This is a genomic window from Atopobium deltae, assembly GCF_001552785.1.
In the GTDB taxonomy this organism is placed as follows: domain Bacteria; phylum Actinomycetota; class Coriobacteriia; order Coriobacteriales; family Atopobiaceae; genus Atopobium; species Atopobium deltae.
In genome coordinates, this window is sequence record NZ_KQ959507.1 from 33,977 (window position 1) to 56,120 (window position 22,144).

Here is a 22,144-nt window from a genome sequence, read left to right on the forward strand (position 1 = left end):
CCAGCCCTGACTTCAGGCTGGGAGGTAGTTTTTAAAGCTTTAAAGTTTCGGGCTTAAGGCTTCAAGCCTTGGACTTAGTGAGCAAGATCGATAACCATGCGGCCGCGGATCTTACCAGCTTCCATCTCCTCAAAGATGTCGTTGATGTCCTCCATGGGGCGCATCTGGCACTTAGGAACAACTTTGCCCTCAGCAGCAAATTGGAAGGCCTCGACCAAATCCTGACGGGTACCAACCAAGGAACCAACAACGCGAATACCATCCAAAACCAGACGAGGAATGGAGAGATCCATAGTCTCGACAGGCAAACCAACAGCAACAACGCAGCCACCAGCACGTACAGCATTGACCGACGTGTCAAAAGCAGCCTTGTTAACGGCGGTAACAACGGCACCGTGGCAGCCGCCGACCTTGTCCATAGCGATAGCAGCAACGTCATCCTTCAAAGGATTCACGCAGATGTCAGCGCCGCACTCACGAGCAAAGTCAAGCTGACCATCATTAATGTCCATGGCGATAACCTTCATGCCAAAGACGTTCTTTGCATACTGCAAAGCAAGGTTGCCCAAGCCGCCCAGACCAGCAAGAAGCATCCACTCACCAGGACGAACACCAGACTCCTTCAGGGCCTTGTAGGTGGTAACGCCAGCGCAGGTGATGGAAGAAGCAGCTGCCGAATCCAAACCTTCAGGAACCTTAACAGCATAATCGGCCGTAACGATGCACTGATAAGCCATACCACCGTCAGCGGTGTAACCAGCGTTTTTAACGCTGCGGCACAAGGTCTCGCGACCAGAGGTGCAGTACTCACAGTAGCCACAGCCCTCAAAGAACCAAGCTACACTTGCGCGGTCGCCAACCTTGAGCGAGGTTACGCCAGGAGCAACTTCCTTAACAACGCCGATGCCCTCGTGACCAAGCACGACACCCGACTTGTCACCAAAGTCTGCATTCTTGACATGCAGGTCGGTGTGGCAAACACCGCAGCAAATCATATCGAGAAGTGCTTCACCGGGCTGTAGAGCGCGGAACTCCTTCTCGACAACAGCAGCCTTGTGATCTTTGGTTGCAACAATGGCCTTCATGAACACATCCTCCTATTCTGCTTGAGACCCCATGTCTCTAGCTGATAACTTTGTACTAATATATTATTCAATATTCTTACATATTTATCAATTTTTTTCCATAATAATTTTTGAACATATTGACATATTTCTACAGATTAATAAAAGCGCTTATAACATATGGGTGAATAAGGGATAAATGCTACAGGCAGTGTTTATACAATACATTGTAACCGCGTTCGCCGATCTGTCACTCATGAGGAAGCGTTTTATACTGTAAATGTGCATAAAAATTGAGAGCATTTGCGTTGTCGTTGGCGGCACTTGCGAGCACAATACCCCTTCTCGTTCTGTGAGACTAGCAAGTATGCGTTGTGCTAATTGCTCAGGCGTTTGAGGATCATAAGGAAATACTTGTGGTTATAAACGTTCATACAGGCGTTTAGCTGCGCTTTTATAGCTTCTGTGTCCTGTAATATATCAATTTTGAGCTCGTGAGGATGTATGCAGGTTTTTTGCATAAGTGCTCCTTTTTGGGCGTGGAACAGCGGGCTTAAGGCAGCTCCCAGCGCACGGGCTGCGCACCTTGATGCAAAAGTGTTGCGTTGGTTCTACTAAAGGGCTTTGACCCCATAAAACTTGCCAAACCCGCAGCGGGCTTATTTGCCGAATACGGAGAAGGATGCGTTGAGGCGATATAGGTTTTGTTGGACACCGTTTTTCCTACGGCGTCGAGCGTTTGCTTTGCCTCTTTGATGACCTTCTCGGCAAAACGTCCCCAACAGATATACACAATAGGCTGCGGCAGAAGCAGCGTCTGCTTAATAATCTCGCGGGTCACCTCTTGCCAGCCAAGGTCTTTGTGACTAGCTGGCTTGTGGGCCTCAACTGTCAGGCAGGTGTTGAGCAACAGCACTCCTTCGCACGCCCAAGGCGTCAAATCGCCCGTGGTAGGCATTGGGCAGTGAATATCTGACACAAGCTCCTTAAAAATGTTTTTGAGCGATGGGGGAGGCGTGACGGTTTTACCCACCGAGAAGCTCAGACCCATGGCTTGATGATCGCCATGATAAGGATCCTGTCCTAAAATCACGACTTTTACCTCGCTCGGAGCGACAAGCTCCAGAGCCTTGTAACGGTCGGGAGTGGGGGGATAAATGATGGTACCCGCATCTTCCATCTGCGCGACCTCATGTTGGATCTCTATCATTTTTGTTTCTGTCGCTTGAGGCAATACGGCAAGCCAAGTATCAAATTTTTGCAGGCGCAGCATATTGTGCATGTTCTGCATGAGACGCTCCTTTATCGTATACTTTTTATGATATACAAAACACGGGTAATAGCTTGAGTAAGCATCTTGGGTGTCCATCTATCTTGGTGTCTATCTAAGTATTACAAGAGTATCTGAGAGGAACAAGTATGAGTTCGTATGATTTTACTACGCGCATTGATCGAGAAGGAAAGGGCTCTTCCAAGTGGATGCTCATGCACGAGCAAGCCACAAAGCCTCTTCCCGAAGGCATTGTCCCGCTTTCGGTTGCTGACATGGAGTTCTTTATTGCCCCCGAGATCTCCCGTGTGCTGCACAATGCTTTAGATACAACCGTTTTGGGTTATGCTCGTCCCACCGATGCTTATTACGATGCCGTGATCGCATGGCAGGCTACACAGCACGACTTTTCTGTCAAGCGTGAGTGGATCTGTACCTCTCCTGGTGTTGTACCAGCATTTCATGCTGCTATTCGCGTACTTACCGAGCCAGGCGATGGTGTAATTATTCAGCAGCCTGTCTATTATCCCTTTATGAATGCCATTACTTCAAATGGTCGTCGCATTGTTAACAATGCGCTTATCAACGACAGAGAAGCACTGCATTACTCCATTGATTTTGACGATCTGGAGAAGAAGGCTGCCGATCCACAGAATAAAGTTCTTTTACTTTGTAGCCCGCACAATCCTGTCGGACGCGTATGGACCAAAGAAGAGCTTCGTCGCATGTGTGACATTTGCTTTGCCCACGACGTCTTTATCATCGCTGATGAAATTCACAATGACATTGTGATGCCTGGACATGAGCACACTACCTTGTTTATCCTGCTTGATGAAGACGAGAAGCAGCATGCCTTGGTATGTACCTCACCCTCGAAAACCTTCAACCTTGCAGGTTTTCAAGTATCAAATATCTTCATTCCCAATGCAGAAGTGCGTGCAAACTTCGAGCAGCAGTTTACCCAAATGGGTTTTGGTGCGCTTAATGCCTTAGGTTATCTTGCCTGTAGAACAGCTTATGAAGCAGGTAGACCTTGGTTTAAAGAGCTCCTTGCATGTATTGAACACAACTATCAAGTAATTTCGAGCCTTCTTGCTAACCATCTACCTGAGCTTAAGGTTTATCCTTTGGAAGGCACCTACCTTATGTGGATCGATTTTGGCGTCTGGGGTCTAGCTCAAGATGAGCTTGAGAGATTCCTTCACGAGGAGGCATTTTTGTTCTTTGATGAAGGTTACATCTTTGGTGAGGAAGGTTCAGGGTTCGAGCGCGTTAATCTTGCAGCCCCAACTCAAATCTTAGTTGAAGCTTTCACGAGGCTTATCGATGCAAAAAAAACATTTGTGCTGAATGAGGTAAACTATAGCTAGATTTCACGTCGTGCAAACGTCGCATAACCTCAGGTATAGCCTCGCGTCACACACATAAGGAGCACCGCATGACAGAAGGTTTTAACACAGCTGGTACTACAGGTAACACACCTCAGAACACATCCGCGCGACCCGTCTCCGCACAAAACGCTGCGACTTCGACTGACGCCACAAAGATGTTTCGCATTCCCTCACAGGATGCTACCTTGCCAGATTTAATGAGTGCGCAAAAGCATACCTATCCGACCCTCAGTATCATGAAGGGCCCGCAGGCGGGTATGTCTTTTGATCTCGACCAAAGCCTTATTACCCTTGGTCGCGACCCTTCAAATTCCATCTTTTTGAATGACATGACCGTATCGCGCCATCATGCGCAGATTGACTTATCAAACGTTGCTTCAGGGTTTGCCACGATTGAGGACTTGTCCTCCTTAAACGGCACCTGGGTCAACGGAGCTATTGTGACGCAGATGCAAATCACAGATGGCGCAACCATCCAAATTGGTACCTTTTACATGGTCTTTCATCTGAATGCCACCTCGTAACACACGGCGTTCTCGAGGCGCATAAGGGAGATGCCTCATGGCTGATGCAGGATATTTAACCATTGGAAAGCTGGTTAAAAAATTACAAGCGACCTATCCCGACCTTTCGGTTTCGAAAGTGCGCTATCTGGAGGACGAGGGGCTTCTTAATCCTTCTCGTACTCCAGGCGGGTATCGCCTGTATTCTTCTCGCGATATTACACGTCTCGAGAAGATCCTCTACCTGCAAAAACACCGCTTTTTGCCGCTTTCGGTCATTAAGGAAGAGCTCGAGCATGCCGAGAAGACTGACGAGGCCGCAGCTCATACCACCAGCGAGCTCAATTTTGATATCGATGATGAGCAAACAAAAAATCGCTTGTATCCCATTGATCGCATGCCCGATTTGCTGGGTGTATCGGTGAGCTTTGTTCGTCAGCTGGCCGAGGCAGGTGTTATTCGCTTTAAGCGCTCGCCACACGGACGTGATCTTGTCGATGGGCGAGACTTTGCTGTTATTCGCATTGCTTTTCAACTGGGGCGCTATAACATTGGGCCCAAAAATTTGCGCCAATATGTCACTGCAGCCAACCGTGAGTCATCGATGTTTGAGCAAGCCCTTATCGCCTATGGCAAAAAGAGTCATGACAACCCCGTCGAGCAGCAAGACGCTTTTCAGGCTGCCTTTGACCAGGCACTTGCACTGACTAACGCTCTGCGTAGCACGCTCATCCGTAAAATGGTTACCAATCGTACGAATGGCGTATATACTAGCTAAGGTATGTCTATAGCCGAAGCATGATTATTGCAACCTATCACCGTCGTAACCCGTATGGGAAACTGAACCCGTAACGGGGACTGAAGGGAATTATTGTGTCCACATTCGAGTACGAAAAACTGATCGTTGATATTCCTGACTATCCAGAGCCTGGCGTCGTCTTTAAAGACGTCACGCCTTTGTTCGCAAACCCGCAAGGCCTGGCAGCGGCGGTCGATACTATCGCAACGCACTTTATACATCATGGCATTACCAAAGTAGTGGGTGCCGAAGCTCGCGGCTTTTTGCTTGGCGCACCTGTTGCCTATCGTTTAACTGCAGGTTTTGTGCCTGCGCGCAAGCCAGGAAAGCTTCCCCGTGAGGTGCACCAGCAGTCATACGATTTAGAATACGGCAGCGATACGCTTGAAATCCATAAGGATGCCTTAACGCCTAACGATAAGGTCTTGATTGTGGACGATTTGATCGCAACGGGCGGCACCTGCGTGGCCTCAGCAAAACTTGTGCAACAAACGGGAGCGCAGCTCGTTGGCTTTGCCTTCTTGCTTGAGTTGGCATTTTTACATCCTCGCGAGGTAGTCCACAAAGAGTTTGACCAGGAGATCTTCTCGCTGATTCACGTTGACTAACAAGAATACCAACGAACACAACAGCGCGCCTACCAGCACGCACGCAACACCTACAAACGCACGTACCGTCGAACATCGACTCGAGCGGCGTTTTTCTCGCAGCTTTCGCATGGAGCTTGTCATAAAAGGCGCACTCGTGGGCATTGCCGCGGGTGCGGTCGTCTGCGCTTACCGACTAACGCTTCAGCAAGCCGAAAAACTCTTACAACTGATCCTTAGCTATGCCGCAGCTCAGCCTCTTGTGGCGCTTGCGTGGTTCGTGGGTCTTCTGAGCATCGCAGCAGCTATAAGCTTTTTGATGGTGTGGGAGCCGTACACCATCAGCTCGGGCATTCCGCAAACGCAGGCCGATATCGCTGGCCATTACGATCTGCCGTGGCATCGCGTTCTGTTTGCAAAGTTTATTGAGGGTAGTCTTGGTGCGCTCGCGGGGCTTTCGCTTGGCCGAGAAGGCCCATCAGTGCAGCTAGGAGGCGTGGCAGGCAAGGCTGTCGCAAAACTGACGCGCGCCAAAAGGGGAGAAGAACATCTGCTGGTGACCTGTGGTGCGGCATCTGGCATGGCTGCTGCGTTTCATGCGCCCTTCACGGGCGTTATATTTGCGCTTGAGGAAATGCATAAGGTTTTTTCGGCCCCGCTGATTTGCGCTCTTATGGCCTCCGCCGCAGCCGCGGACTTTTTGGTTTCGGAAGTGTTGGGCGTCAAGCCCGTTTTGGACGTGCATTTTGCGAGCAATTTGCCACATATCGATTACGGCCTTGTTCTGCTCATGGGCATTCTTTTGGGCGTGATCGCCGCGATTCACAATCAGGGTATGTTTTTTGCCCAGGATTGCTATCGAGCGATCACGCGTGGCGCGCCTTTTACGCGCATTCTCATACCGTGTTTGACGGTGGGCCTCGTTGGCCTGTATCTTCCGTATGGCCCATATCTGCTTGGTGGTGGCGAAAAACTCTTTGAGTTGCTGCTCGATCCTCATACACAGCCCCTGACATTGCTTATAGCGCTACTTGTGGCAAAATATATACTTACTGCTCTGTGTTTTGGTTCTTCCGCGCCAGGTGGCACGCTCTTGCCACTAGTCATCATGGGCGCGCTGGCGGGTGCCATTTTTGGTAGGGTAGTCACTGGTATCACGGGCGAGAGCTACAGCTACATTGCCAATTACACGGCGCTCGGCATCGCGGGGCTTTTTGCAGGGGTCGTTCGCGCGCCTATCACGGGTGTGGTGCTCGTCTTCGAACTGACGGGCAGCTTTAGCTCGCTCTTATCAGCCGTTCTTATATCCATAGTTTCGTATATTATAGCAGACATTCTTAATATTGATGCATTTTATGAGCATTTATATACAAAAATGCTTGGAACCGCAAATCGAGATGACATGGCCGACCACGCAGCGCTTGGCAATAGCATCCTTGGCGAGAAGATCATCCGAAGTTTTGTCATAGCTACGGGAAGTACCGCAGCGTATACGCAGATTAAAAATATCACATGGCCAGATGCAATGCGCATTGTTGCTGTCGAACGCGCTGGCAACGAACTCATTGCTGAGGGTCAAACGCAGTTGGAACCACAGGATCGAATTATTGTACTGATGGATGAGCAAGCCGAAGTACGCATCCAGGCGTCGCTCAAGGATCTTTGTCTCATCGATAAAAGTCTTACCGAAAGTCGTGACGAGTGTCTAGCGTCTCGGTGAGAGCTTTAACAAGAGCCTTGGCGAGAAAATCGCTGTGAAATCACTGAGCCTTGTAAAAACGTTAAGAGCTACATAACACGAGATAAAGCAAGGTAATCTATATCATTAAAAAAATTCTAAGGGCTTAAAACGCCTTAGAACGCCTCAAAAAATCAGGCAAAAATTTCGTGATATGCCTGCGATAGAGAAGAGCGATTCGGTAATCGCAAGCCTTATATGAAAACTGCTCACCAAATCGCACTTACTCTCTACTTTACATAAGATATATTATCGTATTTTACTAAGGTTTTGTTTTGATCAAGCCGTCCAATCAGGCGCGCTTGGGTTCGCGTTACTCCATGCGGCTTCCCACATACGCTGCAGCACCTGATGCAGCCAACGCACCGTCGGCAGCGGCAGTAATAATTTGACGTAATGGTGTATCGCGCACATCGCCCGCGGCAAACAATCCAGCCGTTTTTGTTTGCAGTCGAACGTCGGTTTTGATCGCACCTGCATCAGTAAGCTCAACAAGGCCTTTGACAGCTTCTGAAGCTGGAGTTTGTCCTGTAAAGACAAAGATGCCACATGAGCCTTCATCGAAGCTCTGGGCGCTAATTTCTGCGGTCTTCTCGTCCTTAAAATCAATCGACGTGAGTAATTGCTCTCCGTGGACAGCAACAATACTTGTGTTATAGCGTATAGAAACCTTCTCGTTGGTCTTGAGACGCTCTATGAGGGCTTGTGAGGCGCGTAAATGGTCCTTGCGCACAATCATAACAACCTGGGTCGCAAAGCGCGTTAAAAAGAGCGCCTCTTCGACGGCAGTGTTGCCTCCTCCTACGACAAAAACGGTTTTTCCGCGATAGAACATGCCATCGCAGGTTCCGCAATACGAAATGCCTTGGCCAGTAAACTTCTGCTCATTAGTAAAGCCAGCACGGCGTGGTGTGGCACCTGCTGCATAAATAACAGCCTTTGCGGTATACAGCGTTTGATCATCGGCAGACCTCAGCTCAAAGAGCTGCGTAGATGGATTCTTTTCGATGGCGCTGATCTTATCGCTTTGAATTTGTGCACCTAAGTCGCGCGCTTGCTGCTCCATGGATTGCATCAGCTCAAAGCCGTTGGTTTGCGGCGCCCCAGGATAATTGTCGATATCGGTGGTGGTTATAACCTGCCCACCCACGGCGGTTTGCTCGAGAGCAAGGGCATCTGACATGGCGCGTGTTGCATAAATAGCTGCAGCCAGCCCCGCTGGTCCTGCGCCAACAATGATGATGTCATGGTATACGGTATTCACGAGTACGCCTCCAAACAGCAATGAAACAAAAAACAAACAGCGATGAAACGGCTGAAACGATCTAATGGTATGGTGCCGCAGCGCTGCGATGCCACAGTGTCACTGCGTAACGATTTGTCAAGCGCGCTCTCAACGCTCTACGTTGTTTGTTCTACCCTGTTTGCTGTGGTTACATACCGGTTCCTGTGTCATGCATGATAAACGTAGCAGCCCGAGATTCCTCAGACTGCTACGTGCGTAAAACAGTATATATTGATGGCTTTTGTGGCCTACTCGACCTGCGACTTCGGCCGCGGCAACAGCACATTTAGCGCAATACCAAGCAGCGCACTGACAGCCATACCAGGCAGTTCATAAGCGCCCAAAGGAATGGAAATACCTGCGGTTTCCATACCCGTACCAACGATCAAAACAACCGAGGCGATCATCAGATTGCGATTGAGCGAAAAATCCACCCTGTTGGATACCAGCGTACGTAGACCGTTTGAAGCGATAAGTCCAAAGAGCAACAAACTCACGCCACCCATGACCGGTACGGGAATGCTCTCGATAAGAGCCTCAAGTTTGGGGCAAAAACCGCCAACGATAAGGGCAAACGAAGCAGCATACCAAAATACCTGGGTCGAATAGACACGTGTGACGCTCATAACGCCGATATTCTCGGCATAGGTTGTGGTAGGAGGACCTCCCAAAAAGCCAGCGATGACTGTTGCAATACCGTCGCCCGCCAAGGAGTGCGGCAACATGTCACGGTAGTCCTTATCGACCACTTCACCTACAACCAGCAAGTGCCCGATATGCTCGATGACTACCACAATGGCGATGGGTGCGATCAGCGCGATGGCACCCCAGTCAAAGCGTGGAAAATGGAACTTCGGCAGCCCAATCCACGCTGCGTCCATAACGGGTTTAAAATCAACCAGATCCGCAGCCACTGCGCAGATGTATCCCACGATGATTGCCAAAAGCACAGGTATCGTACCGATAAGACCAGGCATGCTCGAAAACACCACGGCGGAAAGCAAGGTGACAAGCGCTATAGCGGCCCCCAGCGCCTTAAACGAATCGGTACCCGAATAAAATGCCATCCTCACAGCGGTGGCCGAAAGGCCAATACCAATGACGACAATCACACTGGCGACCAGGACTGGCGGCAAGATGTGGTCCATCCACGTGGTGCCAATAGCTTTAATGAGTGCTGCAAAGAGCAAAAAGACCAAGCCGGCGACCACGACGCCCGAAAGCGCAGCATCCAAGCCCTGCGTTGCGCCTATGGCAATAATGGGGCTGATAAAGGCAAACGAACTTCCTAGGTAACTGGGGATCTTGTTGGCGGTGACGAGTAAATAGCACATCGTTCCAATGCCAGAACACATAATGGCAATGGATGGATGTAATCCCGTGAGCATGGGAACGAGCACGGTCGAACCAAACATGCTCATCATATGTTGAATGCCCAAAGGGATGGCGCGTGCAATGCTCACACGGTCATCAACGCCAATGATGGGTCGCTCGTCGCTCGCGCCGCTGCGCTGCTTGGACTTTTGTGTTGCCGAGTGCTGATCTTGCGTTGCTTCATTTGCATCTGGTGATCTAGCCATAACACTCCCCTCTCTTGTAAATCTCTCCTGTAGACTCTCTTGTAAAAAAGGGTTCGGGAAAGCCCCGAACCCTCAAACGTTGTTATCTCATAAAGAAGTACACCACAAATGCGGCGGCAGCGATCCACATCATCGGCTTGATCTTCGAAACCTTACCCGTGACGAGCGCCACGATTACGTACGCAATAAAGCCCATGCCAATACCATCCGAGATGGAATAGGTCATGCAGATGCCTGCAACAATCATGAAGGCTGGGAAGCCATCAAGAATATTGCTCCAATCGATCTCAACGCAGTCAGACATCATCAAATAGCCAACATAAACCAAAGCGCCGCAGGTAGCTGCCGTATTGACCACCGCAATAAGTGGCGCAAAGAAGGCTGCAATAATGAAGAGAATACCAGTGGCAATGGCGGTTAAACCACTACGACCGCCGTCTGCAGCACCTGCCGAAGCCTCAACAAAGGTGGTGATGGACGAAGCACCAAAGAAACCACCCATGGCGGCAGCTGCTGAATCAACGATAAGAATTTCCTTGATATTCTCGACCTTACCGTCTTCTGACAAGAATTTACCAGGCTTTGCAATGGCCAAAGCGGTACCCATGGTATCGAAGAAGTCGGACATCATGAGTGAAAATGCAAAGATCAGCAGCGTGGGATTGAGAAGCACCTTGGTGATGCCCATGACGCCTGCAGGATCTGTTTGGAAGGGCGACGCAAAGGTCGAAAAATCAAGCGCAGAAACGATTCCCTCGGGTTGAGTGGTAACACCAAGAGGAATTCCCGCGAGGACTGCCACTAAAATACCGAGCAAAATTGAGCCGTTGACCTTGAGCGCAGCAAAAATCAAGGTCGCGATGATGGCGATAACACCAACCTGAAATGTCGGGTTTGTGACCGCACCAAGGCTGATTGGGGTGCCAGCACCAGGAACGATGATGCCTGCATTCACGAGGCCAATCATGGCAATAAAAAGTCCCAGGCCCACCGAAATGGCATGACGCAGGGACACGGGTATGGCATCCATGATCTTCTCGCGAAGACCAAATAAAACCAACAACAAAATGGCAACGCCCTCGACAAAGACAATTGCCATGGCGGCGTGCCAGTCTCCACCCGTAAGGCCAGCGGCAGCGCTTGCGATCATAGCGTTAATGCCGAGACCAGATGCGCACGCGACGGGGCGGTTTGCAAAAAGACCCATGAGGATGGTCATGACACCAGCGCCAATACAGGTGGCGGTGACCAGCGCACTCATAGGAATCGGAGTGAGTAAGGGTACTTTAGGATTTCCAAGAATGGCTGGATTTACGGCAATGATGTAAGCCATTGCAAGGAAGGTGGTAAGTCCTGCTCGCAGCTCTTGCGCTACCGTCGATCCTCGTTCCTCCAAATGAAAGTACTGTTCCATCTAACTTCTCCCTCTCTTGTTTGTGATGGATACAACACACAATATAAGCCTCACGAGGAGGCTTATTGTCCTTGGTGCTACTGAATGTATGTGTCTGTGTTTTGCATGAACACTACTACCATTAGTGAACACCACTAGAACCAAAACCAGCAGCTCCGCGGTCAGTTTCGTCAAGTTCTGCAACTTCACGAAGGGTTACCACAGGAACTTCTTGTATGACGAGTTGAGCAATGCGCTCCCTTCGCTCGATATGAATAGCGTTAGTTTTATCAAGATTGATGGCGCAGACCTTCAGCTCGCCGCGGTAATGGGCGTCGATAAGACCGGGCGTGTTAGCCATCGAGAGACCTTTTTTATAGGCAAGGCCACTGCGCGGTTGAATAAAGCCTGCATAGCCATCGGGAATCGCTATAGCGAGGCCCGTGGAAATCAAGCGGCGCTCAAAAGGTTGTAGCACCACATCCTCATTCGCACGCAAATCTAAGCCCGCATCCCCCTCATAGGCGTATGCGGGCAATTCAACACTGGGATCGAGACGCTTAATGGCGAGCGTAATATGATTACTCATGCGATAAACTCCTCAATTCGTTACTGAATTCTTCAACATCTTTAAAATCGCGGTAAACCGAAGCAAAGCGCACATAGGCTACTTTGTCGAGGTCAATAAGCTTTTTGAGCACAAGTTCGCCGAGGTCAGAAGAGGTAATTTCCGTTTTGCCAGCATCGCGAATTTCTGACTCAAGCACATCGATGAAGTTGTTTAACTCTGAGGTCGGGATGTTGCGCTTGACGGTTGCCGTCAAAAGTCCCCGGAGAAGTTTTTGACGATCAAAGAGCTCACGAACACCATCGCGTTTAATAACTGATAAGGGCGTCTCCTCGCGACGCTCATAGGTGGTAAAACGATGACGGCACTGCTCACATTCGCGACGACGGCGGATAGAGTCGTTATCCGATGGCCTTGAATCTATCACACGGGAATCCTCAAAACCACATTTGGGACAACGCATGACGCTCCTTTGAGGTAAATGAAACATGAGAAAAAACAACTAAAAGGAGGATAACACACTCTGTCAACTTCATGCTATTTACGTATTTCAGGAATTATTAATTTTTGCCCTTGCGTAAGTGTGGCCGTGTTTAGTTGGTTGTGCTGCATAATGTGGTTTACAAGCTGTTGTGTGGTCATGCCTTCAACAGGATTGTTTGCAGCAATTTTCCATAAAGAATCCCCTGGTTGCACCACAATTTCCTTCGTTTGTGTGGAGGCGCTGATTGGAGAGGTAAAAAGCGCACCAGCAGGGGTTTGAAGGAAGCTCAGAGCGAAAAATGTTGCCAATACAAGTCCAAAGCCAAGCGTAAGAACACGAGTACGATTCACAAAAAATTGTGAAGTTTGTTTTGTGCGGCTGGCGCCTACGGAGGCGTGCACTGCCATCTCTGATGACAATGCCGCGCTGGTAGAAACCCTTGTGGATGCGCTCCGCTGGCACACGCGCCCGCTTGCAGCATCTGTAGAAGCCCCACGGCCACCTTCGATAAGCGTTAAGGTGCAACGGCGAGCCTTTAATGCGGTGGAACCCAGTGATGTGTAGTGTGTATTGGTGTGAAGGGCATCTTTCATAATGGCTACTCCTGTTGCATATATACTTCGCTTCTCTAGCTATAGGTATAGCGAATGGGTTGGACAGATCTTTGTAGGTATCCTTACGAACGACACAATTGATATCGAACAATTGTTCTTATCTATAAGTATCTACGAACATGTGTTCTTGTCAAGTAAAAACGAACAAATGTTTGCATTTTTTTCAAAACAGGGGTACTATTTTTTGAGACGATAAAGGAGGCAATATGGCAAAGGCTAAACTAAGTGCACGTCAAAAGGAAATTTACGACTATATTTGTACCTTCTCGGCGGCGCATGGCTTTCCCCCTTCGGTACGAGAGATTGGCAATGCCGTTGGTCTGGCCTCCCCTTCGACGGTTCATTCTCACCTAAAATATCTGGAAGATAATGGCTATATCCGTCGCGACTCCAAAAAACCTCGTGCCATTGGAGTGGTATCTCAGGCTCATGACACAAAACAGAGTCAGGCAGATAAAACTGACGAGAAATTAGCGTCCGTAACGCTCGACATATCTAAGCAACTTATATCCCTTCCTGTTGTTGGTCGCGTTGCAGCAGGTCAGCCAATTCTTGCAGAGCAAAATGTGGAAGAGCACTTAAGCCTTCCCATTAGCATTGTTGGTGATTACAGCTCCTTTATTTTGCGTGTCCGCGGCGACTCCATGATCAATGCAGGCATCTTTGATGGTGATTATATTGTGGTTAAAGAGCAGCAAGAGGCCCATAACGGGGAGATTGTCGTAGCGCTTATTGATGACTCAGCAACCGTTAAAACCTTTTATCGAGAAAAGCATCGTATACGCCTTCAGCCCGAGAATGACACCATGGAGCCGATCTATGTCAAGGATCCCATCATCTTGGGTCGCGTAACAGCGCTTATTCGCTCAATTTCATAATATGCAGCGTATGCAGCGCGCTGAGTCTACAGAACATACGGATCATCAAGACTCTGCTGCACAGACGGGTTGTATAGAGCAGCGCCACACAGAACGCATTGTGATTTTTGACCTCATCCGAGGCTGCGCAGTCATCTCGATGGTACTTTTTCATTTGTGCTACGACTTGGTCATGCTTTTTGGTGTTGATTTACCATGGTTTTATGGGCCTGTGCAAACATTCTGGCGCTGTAGCATTTCGTGGACCTTCATTGCACTTGCTGGTTGTATGGTCTGTTTTTCCAAAAATAATGCCCGCCGAGCAGCGAAGCTTTTAGCACTTGCGCTTCTTATTTTTCTTGTTACTTCGTGGGCACAGATTGACGATCCCATTAATTTTGGAATCATCTTTTGCTTAGGCGCCTGTGGAGCTATTAGCGAAGCACTCCGCAGAGCGGGTCTTCGCTTCGAGGGATATTGTTGTGCTGCAGGCTTGTTAGCTGCCTTTGTTATCTGTTTGCCCCTCAGTTCGGGAAGCTTGTTTTTAGGTATTACAAGCGTGGCTCTTCCACAAGCGCTGTATCAAAACGATGTCTTCGCTTGGCTTGGTTTTGTGACCCCACAATTTGTTTCGGGAGATTATTATCCAGTACTCCCCCATCTTTTTTTGTATCTTGCAGCGTATGCATTCTGTGCCCAGCTGCAACAACAGGGGTTTCCCTCTTGGACCAAACAATGTGTGTCGAGTTTTGCTACACCTTTGCGCATCGTCGCTAGGCCTCTACAAAGTATCGGACAACATGCGCTTGGGGTATATCTCGTACATCAGGTTGTTCTTCTCGGCATCTTAAAACTCTTCTTGGGCTAAGCAGTTACGTGCTGCGTCCTGTGGAGTCTTATGAGCCTTACGATGGATTTTCGAGCATAAAGGGTTCAAGCAGTTCTAGAAGTTTTTGCGAGATGCGTATTGTGGCCATAAAGCCCTGCTGCTGATAGTCTTCGCGAATGATCTGTGCCTGTTGGCGCACCATGTGCACAAGCGCTGTTTTATCGTACGGGATTAAGACGGTAATGAGCGCTTCACCTTGCGTTGCGGCCTGTGAAATGCGATAGCTCAGTGTGTCAAGGCCACGACGCTCTTGCGCCGAAATGTAAACCGCATCGGGATAACGCGCCTGCAGATCAGCAAGTTCATCATCGATTAGTAGATCAATCTTGTTGAAAACAACAATATATGGTATCTGATCTGCGTTTATCTGCTGCAATACCTTGCTTACCGCCTCAATTTGTGCAGCCACCTGTTTGTCGTGAGCGTCGGCCACCAACAAAATCAAATCCGCATTTTGGACTTCCAATAAGGTCGACTTAAACGCTTCAATAAGCGTGGTGGGAAGTTTTTGAATGAAGCCAACCGTGTCGGTCAGCGTAATTTTGCGCCCTTCGGAAAGTTCGCATGAGCGAGTGGTGGGATCAAGCGTTGCAAATAATTCATCTTTTGCATATACCTCGGCACCAGTTAGCGCATTGAGCAGCGTTGATTTTCCAGCGTTGGTATAGCCCGCCAAAGCCACACGCCATACGCCCGAAGCCAGTCGTGCTTTTGCTTGCACCGCGCGACGACGATTGAGCGTTTCCAGATCTTGTTTCACTTTGGCAATACGCTTGCGAACAAGACGTCTATCAACCTCAAGCTGGCTTTCGCCTTGGCCAAAACGGCTACCGATGCCGCCACGTGTCTGCTCCTTGGCAAAATGACTCCACATGCCTCGCAGGCGCGGATACATATATTGTAGCTGTGCAAGCTGGACCTGCAAACGTCCCGCCTGAGCAGTGGCATGCACGGCAAAAATATCCAAAATAAGCGCCGTTCGATCGATAACCTTCACCGATTTCCCTAAGCATTTTGAGAGATTTGCTTGCTGAGAAGGGGTAAGTTCATCATCAAAAACCACGACCTGCGCCTCAAGACGCTCCACCAAGCCAAGAAGTTCGTCGACTTTACCCGAGCCAATAAACGTCTTTGCAAATGGTGTAGGTACATTTTGCGTAAGACGCCCCACGACCTGCGCACCATCCGTCTCGACTAGGCGGGCAAGCTCCGCAAGCGACTCTTCAAGAGTCCAAGCGCTCCCCATAAGCCTGTCCTTCTCGGTACTTACGCCAACGAGAATGACGCGCTCTTTTTCGGGTGCTGTCGGTTGTGGTTTGTAGCGACCTTGCTTTCCCATATTTCATCGCTCACGTTTCTGTAATGCTGGTTGTGACGCGATCTGCGCTGCTAGCAGTGGCGCATCGTGCGTCGAAAGATACGTCGTTATTTGCTCTGCAATTTGCGCTGCTGCTTCATCGACGGTCTTCTCGTCAAGCGAAATCCAAAGAATGCGCGCATCCCGCCTTAACCAGGTCATTTGGCGTTTTGCAAGACGGCGCGTGTTTCGTTTGATAAGATTCCGTGCTTCAGCAAAACTAATGGTGCCATCCAATGCATCGAGAATTTCTTTGTAGCCAATCGCCTGCGAAGCGGTTTTTGACTGACGAATATTATGCGCATCAAGCCTGCGAACCTCATCGACTAAGCCCTGCTCAAACATCTGATCCACGCGAGTATTAATGCGCTCATAGAGCCGCGCTCGGTCGAGGTTCAAACCAAAAAGCAGCGCGGGATAGTACGGCGTATGCTTATGCAGCCCCTGATTAATCTGTGCATACGAGCGACCCTCGTCACAATATTCCAGCGCTCGAATCACACGTTTTGTATTGTTGGGATGAATCAACGCAGCGCTTGCGGGATCTTTGCTGAACAACAGTGCATGCAGCGCTTCTACACCGTTTTGGTCGAGAAACTCGGTGTATTTTTGACGAGAAGAGCTGGTAAAATCCCCTGCAGGAAACTCCATCACATCAATGGCCGCATTGAGGTATAGACCCGTTCCCCCGCACAAAATGGGCAGCGTTTTTTGTGCACGATGTGCATCAATACAGCGGCGCGTCTGCTGTTGGAAGAGCTCAGCGGAATAATTTTCATGCGGGTCGGCCACATCAATCATCTCGAGCGGCACCAAGCGTTGCGAAACAGGAGTTTTAGCTGTGCCAATGTCCATGCCACGATACACCTGCGCTGCGTCGGCCGAAATAACGGATGTTGCAAACCGTTGCGCGAGCTTCTCGGCCACGGCAGTTTTACCCACCGCAGTTTGTCCCACGATGCATACGACGGGCAACTGCTCAGCAAGCGGCTGCGATTCGACGGTCTTCTCGCCAGCGAGCGCTTGCGTCGAAACGCTGGAAAAACTCATCGAGGCTGCCCAATCATGGGCCCGCGCAAATACCAGGTGCGCGCTTCGTCAACGCGGACGTTTACAATTTTGCCGATAAGATCGGTCGCTTGCATCGTTTCGGGCAAACCAAAATGAACAGTTTGATTTTTTTGGCTGTGCCCCACCAAGACCTTATCGTCAGCCTTAGAAATGCCTTCTACCAGCACTTCTGTGATATGGTGCAAATCTTTTTGATTCGCTTTATACGAAAGATCACTCACAAGCTCGGCCAAACGCTCAAAGCGATCCTGAATGCACTCGTGCGAAGTGTCGTCAGCAATTCTTGCGGCGGGCGTGCCAGGGCGTTTGGAATAAATGAAGGTGTAGGCAGAGGAAAATCCAACCTGTTGCACGAGCGAAAGCGTTTGCTCGAAGTCCTCCTCCGTCTCGCCTGGGAACCCGACGATAATATCCGTCGAAAGCGCAATATCGGGTATGGCAGTGTAAATCGAATCAACGAGGTACAAAAAATCCTCGCGCGTGTAGCGGCGATTCATGCGCCGCAAAACCTTGGTGGAACCACTTTGCACCGCCAAGTGCAGATGAGGCATGACCGCTGGCGTTTGAGCCATAGCTTCAATGGTCTGCTGCGACAAATCCTTGGGGTGTGACGAGGTAAAACGCAGACGCTCAACGCCCGTTTGCCCCACGCGTCGCAACAGCTCAGCAAAACGGGGCTCTCCATAGCGATTGCGTCCGTAGGAATTGACGTTTTGTCCGAGTAGCGTAATTTCGCGCACGCCGTCGTGCACCAAATGTTCAGCTTCAATCAGGATGTCCTTCATATCGCGGCTACTTTCGCGTCCGCGCACATACGGAACGATGCAAAAAGTGCAAAAGTTATTGCAGCCCGTCATGATGGGCAACCATGCATGAAATGCCTGTGCACGATTGCTGGGCAAGTCTGTCGAGAAACCCTCGTAAGCTTCTTCGGTATCGGCATAGACGGTGCTGTGGTCATCGGCAGCGTAGGCCTCATTTAGTAGCTGCGGAAGGTGCTGAATAGCTTGCGTACCAAAGACGACATCCACGTTGGGAATTTGATCACGCAGCCGCTCTCCATCGCGCTGAGCAATGCAGCCGCCAACAGCAATAACGCGTTTTCCCGCGGCGGGTACAGGGGCACTTTTGAGTGAGGAAACCTGACCATACAAGCGGATATCTGCTTTTTCGCGAACGCAGCAGGTCATAAAAATATTGGTATCGGCGTCCTCCATGCTGGAGGCTTCATTCATGCCGATGGAGTCCAAAAGACCGCTGACACGCTCGGAATCGTGCAGGTTCATCTGGCAGCCAAAAGTTTTAATGGCATAGGTTTTGCCGATAAGGGCAGGAAAATCACTCATGGAACATCTACCTTTTTAGTTTTAGGATATCGAGTTCAGGTGCTTGAGGGCGTCGCTTTAAGATATTTTTACTATGCGCTAGTCGCAGACGTATCTGCAGACGTCGCCACTGCGGCCGCAGTGGGCGTAGTTGTAGCAGTAGCTACAGCGTCAAGCACGGGATTCATAATGCGATGCACATAAACAGCAATGCGAATAGCCGTGCGACTCTCACCCCCAATAGAAATATCCGAAAACGTGGGTGCACACGAAATATCAACACCAGTTGGAATTAAAAACCCTCGTGCAATAGCAAGTGCTTTAATGGCTTGGTTTACGGCGCCAGCTCCAACACACTGCATATTAACAGGGGTTCCATCATTAACCATGCCCGCAATAGCGCCGGCAACAGACGCTGGGGACGACTTACTCGATACTTTAAGGAACTCCATGTAGCTACTCTCCGCATTGCAACAATTTTTAATGAGCTTGTTTGTAGTGCTTATCTGTACGTTATTGTAGTTCTTGCTCCTAGGATATTGTACAAGACCTGCAAATATCTGCAACGAATTAATCGGTCTTATCGACCGTAAAAGTCACGCTAATTTTATTTTTCGAGACACGAATTTTGGGTGTATCACACAGGGTCAGATAATAGCGTTGAGTCAAAAAGTCAAAATCCTTTTCGAGCAGGCGAGAAAATCCCTCGAGGTCGTCTTTGGATACTTTGAGCCCGCGCCAGTCTTTGCACAAATCAACCTCGTACGGCTCGCTTGTCTCGGACGTACGTGTCAGTTGCGCCAAAACGTTGCGCTGCGGCTTGATTTGACCAGCTAAAATACGGTGCGCCGTGCGCTCAGAAATGTATAAGCCCAGCGATGCTGCCACCTGCTTCAGATCAAGCGCATCGGCCGCAGCATATATCCTTTGCAGCACGGGAAGTTTATCCAGATCATCAACGAACAAAAATTGAGACGTGTCGATGTCTGCGGCTATGCGATGACGAATGGTGGCGATAATTTCGGCGGGTGACGCAAGGTACAGCTTCACCTCATGCTTCGTGTCGAGCGCAAACTCGCAGCACTCGCGAATAATGTTGTGAGGTCCACGCACCAACACCTGCTCGTTATTATCGTCTATACCAAGCTGTGGCCAAGTCGATTGATCCGCGCGCTCGGGCAGCTTGTTGGTGTCACTAGCAATATACAGCGAGGTGCCCAGTCCCGTATCCGAACTCATTACCCGTGCTTCCTGCGCATTTTCCCTAATGGAATACAGCGCCATACCGCGCCCGTGAATTCCCCAGCGATCCATATGCACGGAATCGAGCTTTGAGGTGACACGCGCGTCAAAAATCCGTTCGTGCATATCCGCAGGGATGCCCTGGCCATCGTCGAGCATGGCAATACTGCGGCAGCTACCGTCTTTGGTTGTCGCAAGATAAATGTGCGTTGCGCCAGCGTCACGTGCGTTGCGGAGCATCTCGACGATAATGTCCTCGGTGCAGCGAATGTCGTGCTTAGCCTGGCGACGCTCGGCCTCCCCTACGCGAAGACGGACAAAGCCCTCGCCAAGATTTTCTTCAACGCGCAAGGTCTTATCGCCCGAAACTGCTTCTACAAAGTCGAGAAGATCGCTTGTGTCGACACTCGCGTTAGCACTAGTGTCTCTGCACGCAACAGCATCATGGATGCCACTTGCGATAGCACCAGCTTGATTGTCTGTATGGACGTCTTCTGACATGGCTTATTTTGCAACGTCGACAGCACGAGATTCACGGATGACAACGACGCGAACCTGACCAGGATATTGAACCTCTTCTTCGATTTGCTGGGCAATATCGTGGGCCAAAACGGTTGCTTCAGCGTCGGAAATCTTCTCGGGCTCAACCATAACATGCAGCTCACGACCTGCCTGCATGGCGTAGGTGCGCTCAACACCGTCATGCGCGTTCGAAATGGTTTCGAGCTTCTCAAGACGCTTGATGTACATCTCGGCGGATTCGCGACGGGCACCAGGACGTGCTGCCGAAACAGCGTCGGCTGCCTGTACGAGCATGTCAAACACAGTATTCGGCTCAATGTCGGCATGGTGCGCTTCGATTGCGTGGACCACTTCGGGACGCTCGCCATATCGACGGGCAAAATCGGCACCGATGACGGCATGGGGGCCCTCAACCTCATGGTCGATAGCCTTACCAATGTCGTGCAAAAGACCAGCGCGCTTGGCAATAACGGGATCAACACCCAGTTCAGAGGCCATAAGGGCTGCTAGTTCGCCAACCTGTACACAATGTTGTAGCACGTTTTGTCCGTAAGAGGTGCGATAGCGAAGTTTACCCAGAATTTTAATAATCTCGGGGTGGAAGTCATGAATACCACTGTCGAATGCCGCCTGTTCACCCGCTTCTTGCACGCGCTGGGCAACGAGCTCCTCAGCCTTTTTGTACATCTCTTCAATGCGTGCAGGATGAATGCGTCCATCAGCAATAAGGTTCTCGAGCGTAACGCGAGCGGTCTCGCGACGCACGGGGTCAAAGCTGGAAAGCACAACGGTTTCGGGCGTGTCATCGATCACGAGCGAGACGCCTGAAATTTGCTCAAAAGTGCGAATATTGCGCCCTTCTCGACCAATAATACGGCCCTTTAAATCATCGGAAGGAATGTGCACGGTTGTGACAGTAATGTCTCCCGCTTGATCTGCGGCGCAGCGCTGAATGGCAGTCGATAAGATCTCGCGCGCTGTTTTTTCGGCCTCGGCACGTACACGCATCTCGGAATCACGCAGGATCTGCGCTTCTTCTTTAACGCTTTGCTTACGCACTTTCTCGAGCAATTCCTTGTGTGCATCATCGGTCGATAAGGTCGCGATGCGCTCAAGTTCGGCTGTTTGCTTAGCGATAACTGAGTTGAGGTCATTGCGTCTGCGATCGAGCTGGCCCTGCAAACTGGAAAGCTGATGCTCGCGTTTATCGAGAGCATCATTGCGACGATCAAGCGATTCCTCGCGCTGCATAATGCGATTCTCCATGGAATGAAGCTCGTGTTTGCGCTGGCGATTCTCTTGTTCAGAGGCTTGTTTGAGTTTTAAGATTTCTTCTTTTGCTTCGAGGAGTGCTTCCTTTTTGGTGGTTTCGGCTTGACGAGCAGCGTCTTCTCCAATTTTTTTAGCACTAACCTCTGCGTTTTTTACTTGTTCTTCGGCACTTTTAATTTGCGCGTTTGCAGCTTGGACGCGCGCCGAATGGGCACTGTTTGAGAAGAAATAGGCAATAGCTGCACCTACAGATAGGCATACTACGCCAATAAGAATAGAAAGAAGGTCCATAATCAGCTCCAAGAGAGTTAAAGTAAGAGAGTTCTGGAATCA

21 protein-coding genes are annotated in these 22,144 nt (G+C 49.9%); 7 read left to right on the forward strand and 14 right to left on the reverse strand.

What is annotated here, in order from left to right; all coding sequences use genetic code 11:
• Positions 1–74: 74 nt before the first annotated feature.
• Both adhP and HMPREF3192_RS04450 read right to left on the reverse strand, forming a co-directional pair.
• Complete coding sequence (gene adhP, locus HMPREF3192_RS04445; RefSeq protein ID WP_066305788.1) at positions 75–1,085, reverse strand: alcohol dehydrogenase AdhP; 1,011 nt, start codon at positions 1,083–1,085, stop codon at positions 75–77.
• Between the two features lie 532 nt (positions 1,086–1,617).
• Positions 1,618–2,355: a uracil-DNA glycosylase gene (locus HMPREF3192_RS04450; protein ID WP_066305791.1), complete on the reverse strand. Its 738-nt coding sequence runs from the start codon at positions 2,353–2,355 to the stop codon at positions 1,618–1,620.
• Between the two features lie 128 nt (positions 2,356–2,483).
• Between HMPREF3192_RS04450 and HMPREF3192_RS04455 the strand changes: the two genes are divergently transcribed.
• The 5 genes from HMPREF3192_RS04455 to HMPREF3192_RS04475 all read left to right on the forward strand — a co-directional run bounded on the left by HMPREF3192_RS04455 (position 2,484) and on the right by HMPREF3192_RS04475 (position 7,334).
• Positions 2,484–3,704: a MalY/PatB family protein gene (locus HMPREF3192_RS04455; protein ID WP_066305793.1), complete on the forward strand. Its 1,221-nt coding sequence runs from the start codon at positions 2,484–2,486 to the stop codon at positions 3,702–3,704.
• 176 nt (positions 3,705–3,880) lie between these two features.
• Positions 3,881–4,249, forward strand: a complete 369-nt coding sequence (locus tag HMPREF3192_RS04460) for an FHA domain-containing protein (RefSeq protein ID WP_066306043.1) — start codon at positions 3,881–3,883, stop codon at positions 4,247–4,249.
• Between the two features lie 37 nt (positions 4,250–4,286).
• Positions 4,287–5,006 (forward strand): transcriptional regulator FtsR, encoded by a 720-nt coding sequence (gene ftsR, locus HMPREF3192_RS04465; RefSeq protein ID WP_066305795.1) that lies wholly within the window; start codon positions 4,287–4,289, stop codon positions 5,004–5,006.
• 95 nt (positions 5,007–5,101) lie between these two features.
• Entirely contained in the window at positions 5,102–5,635 is a 534-nt protein-coding gene (locus HMPREF3192_RS04470) for an adenine phosphoribosyltransferase (RefSeq protein WP_066305797.1), read from the forward strand.
• Positions 5,628–7,334, forward strand: coding sequence for a ClC family H(+)/Cl(-) exchange transporter (locus HMPREF3192_RS04475; protein WP_066305798.1), 1,707 nt, complete (start codon positions 5,628–5,630; stop codon positions 7,332–7,334). The genes HMPREF3192_RS04470 and HMPREF3192_RS04475 overlap by 8 nt, the downstream gene beginning before the upstream one ends.
• Before the next feature lie 331 nt (positions 7,335–7,665).
• On the opposite strand, the gene HMPREF3192_RS04480 is transcribed toward HMPREF3192_RS04475, so the two are convergent.
• The 6 genes from HMPREF3192_RS04480 to HMPREF3192_RS04505 form a co-directional block, all read right to left on the reverse strand.
• Entirely contained in the window at positions 7,666–8,616 is a 951-nt protein-coding gene (locus HMPREF3192_RS04480) for an NAD(P)/FAD-dependent oxidoreductase (RefSeq protein ID WP_066305799.1), read from the reverse strand.
• A gap of 269 nt (positions 8,617–8,885) precedes the next feature.
• Positions 8,886–10,217, reverse strand: coding sequence for a uracil-xanthine permease family protein (locus HMPREF3192_RS04485; protein WP_082715647.1), 1,332 nt, complete (start codon positions 10,215–10,217; stop codon positions 8,886–8,888).
• 82 nt (positions 10,218–10,299) lie between these two features.
• A complete protein-coding gene (locus tag HMPREF3192_RS04490; RefSeq protein WP_066305801.1) occupies positions 10,300–11,631 on the reverse strand; it encodes an NCS2 family permease in 1,332 nt (443 codons plus the stop codon).
• Between the two features lie 121 nt (positions 11,632–11,752).
• Positions 11,753–12,199 (reverse strand): dUTP diphosphatase, encoded by a 447-nt coding sequence (gene dut / locus HMPREF3192_RS04495; RefSeq protein WP_066305808.1) that lies wholly within the window; start codon positions 12,197–12,199, stop codon positions 11,753–11,755.
• A complete protein-coding gene (gene nrdR, locus HMPREF3192_RS04500) occupies positions 12,192–12,641 on the reverse strand; it encodes a transcriptional regulator NrdR (RefSeq protein WP_066305810.1) in 450 nt (149 codons plus the stop codon). The genes dut and nrdR overlap by 8 nt, the downstream gene beginning before the upstream one ends.
• Before the next feature lie 74 nt (positions 12,642–12,715).
• Positions 12,716–13,255 (reverse strand): LysM peptidoglycan-binding domain-containing protein, encoded by a 540-nt coding sequence (locus HMPREF3192_RS04505; protein ID WP_066305813.1) that lies wholly within the window; start codon positions 13,253–13,255, stop codon positions 12,716–12,718.
• A 227-nt stretch (positions 13,256–13,482) separates the two neighbouring features.
• Here HMPREF3192_RS04505 and lexA point away from each other — a divergent pair, with 227 nt between their 5' ends.
• Both lexA and HMPREF3192_RS04520 read left to right on the forward strand, forming a co-directional pair.
• On the forward strand, positions 13,483–14,154 hold the full coding sequence (lexA, locus tag HMPREF3192_RS04515; RefSeq protein ID WP_066305817.1) for a transcriptional repressor LexA: 672 nt from the start codon (positions 13,483–13,485) through the stop codon (positions 14,152–14,154).
• A 10-nt stretch (positions 14,155–14,164) separates the two neighbouring features.
• Positions 14,165–15,001 carry a heparan-alpha-glucosaminide N-acetyltransferase domain-containing protein gene (locus HMPREF3192_RS04520; RefSeq protein ID WP_082715667.1) on the forward strand — a complete coding sequence of 279 codons (837 nt, stop codon included), beginning with the start codon at positions 14,165–14,167 and terminating at the stop codon, positions 14,999–15,001.
• A 37-nt stretch (positions 15,002–15,038) separates the two neighbouring features.
• On the opposite strand, the gene hflX is transcribed toward HMPREF3192_RS04520, so the two are convergent.
• The 6 genes from hflX to rny form a co-directional block, all read right to left on the reverse strand.
• On the reverse strand, positions 15,039–16,361 hold the full coding sequence (gene hflX / locus HMPREF3192_RS04525) for a GTPase HflX (protein ID WP_066305819.1): 1,323 nt from the start codon (positions 16,359–16,361) through the stop codon (positions 15,039–15,041).
• Between the two features lie 3 nt (positions 16,362–16,364).
• Entirely contained in the window at positions 16,365–17,429 is a 1,065-nt protein-coding gene (miaA, locus tag HMPREF3192_RS04530) for a tRNA (adenosine(37)-N6)-dimethylallyltransferase MiaA (RefSeq protein ID WP_082715648.1), read from the reverse strand.
• A complete protein-coding gene (miaB, locus tag HMPREF3192_RS04535) occupies positions 17,426–18,796 on the reverse strand; it encodes a tRNA (N6-isopentenyl adenosine(37)-C2)-methylthiotransferase MiaB (RefSeq protein ID WP_066305820.1) in 1,371 nt (456 codons plus the stop codon). Before miaB ends, miaA begins: the two co-directional genes overlap by 4 nt.
• A gap of 71 nt (positions 18,797–18,867) precedes the next feature.
• Positions 18,868–19,227 carry a stage V sporulation protein S gene (locus HMPREF3192_RS04540; RefSeq protein ID WP_231723361.1) on the reverse strand — a complete coding sequence of 120 codons (360 nt, stop codon included), beginning with the start codon at positions 19,225–19,227 and terminating at the stop codon, positions 18,868–18,870.
• Positions 19,228–19,345: 118 nt separating this feature from the next.
• Positions 19,346–20,518 carry an ATP-binding protein gene (locus HMPREF3192_RS04545; RefSeq protein WP_082715649.1) on the reverse strand — a complete coding sequence of 391 codons (1,173 nt, stop codon included), beginning with the start codon at positions 20,516–20,518 and terminating at the stop codon, positions 19,346–19,348.
• A gap of 3 nt (positions 20,519–20,521) precedes the next feature.
• A complete protein-coding gene (gene rny / locus HMPREF3192_RS04550) occupies positions 20,522–22,102 on the reverse strand; it encodes a ribonuclease Y (RefSeq protein ID WP_066305821.1) in 1,581 nt (526 codons plus the stop codon).
• Positions 22,103–22,144: the final 42 nt, after the last annotated feature.

Bases quoted from the DNA above. Each gene is read 5' to 3' on its own strand.
- adhP (WP_066305788.1), bottom strand. From the start codon at position 1,085: ATGAAGGCCATTGTTGCAACCAAAGATCACAAGGCTGCTGTTGTCGAG.
- HMPREF3192_RS04450 (WP_066305791.1), bottom strand. From the start codon at position 2,355: ATGCAGAACATGCACAATATGCTGCGCCTGCAAAAATTTGATACTTGG.
- HMPREF3192_RS04455 (WP_066305793.1), top strand. From the start codon at position 2,484: ATGAGTTCGTATGATTTTACTACGCGCATTGATCGAGAAGGAAAGGGC.
- HMPREF3192_RS04460 (WP_066306043.1), top strand. From the start codon at position 3,881: ATGTTTCGCATTCCCTCACAGGATGCTACCTTGCCAGATTTAATGAGT.
- ftsR (WP_066305795.1), top strand. From the start codon at position 4,287: ATGGCTGATGCAGGATATTTAACCATTGGAAAGCTGGTTAAAAAATTA.
- HMPREF3192_RS04485 (WP_082715647.1), bottom strand. From the start codon at position 10,217: ATGGCTAGATCACCAGATGCAAATGAAGCAACGCAAGATCAGCACTCG.
- HMPREF3192_RS04490 (WP_066305801.1), bottom strand. From the start codon at position 11,631: ATGGAACAGTACTTTCATTTGGAGGAACGAGGATCGACGGTAGCGCAA.
- dut (WP_066305808.1), bottom strand. From the start codon at position 12,199: ATGAGTAATCATATTACGCTCGCCATTAAGCGTCTCGATCCCAGTGTT.
- nrdR (WP_066305810.1), bottom strand. From the start codon at position 12,641: ATGCGTTGTCCCAAATGTGGTTTTGAGGATTCCCGTGTGATAGATTCA.
- HMPREF3192_RS04505 (WP_066305813.1), bottom strand. From the start codon at position 13,255: ATGAAAGATGCCCTTCACACCAATACACACTACACATCACTGGGTTCC.
- lexA (WP_066305817.1), top strand. From the start codon at position 13,483: ATGGCAAAGGCTAAACTAAGTGCACGTCAAAAGGAAATTTACGACTAT.
- HMPREF3192_RS04520 (WP_082715667.1), top strand. From the start codon at position 14,165: ATGCAGCGCGCTGAGTCTACAGAACATACGGATCATCAAGACTCTGCT.
- hflX (WP_066305819.1), bottom strand. From the start codon at position 16,361: ATGGGAAAGCAAGGTCGCTACAAACCACAACCGACAGCACCCGAAAAA.
- miaA (WP_082715648.1), bottom strand. From the start codon at position 17,429: ATGAGTTTTTCCAGCGTTTCGACGCAAGCGCTCGCTGGCGAGAAGACC.
- miaB (WP_066305820.1), bottom strand. From the start codon at position 18,796: ATGAGTGATTTTCCTGCCCTTATCGGCAAAACCTATGCCATTAAAACT.
- HMPREF3192_RS04540 (WP_231723361.1), bottom strand. From the start codon at position 19,227: ATGGAGTTCCTTAAAGTATCGAGTAAGTCGTCCCCAGCGTCTGTTGCC.
- HMPREF3192_RS04545 (WP_082715649.1), bottom strand. From the start codon at position 20,518: ATGTCAGAAGACGTCCATACAGACAATCAAGCTGGTGCTATCGCAAGT.
- rny (WP_066305821.1), bottom strand. From the start codon at position 22,102: ATGGACCTTCTTTCTATTCTTATTGGCGTAGTATGCCTATCTGTAGGT.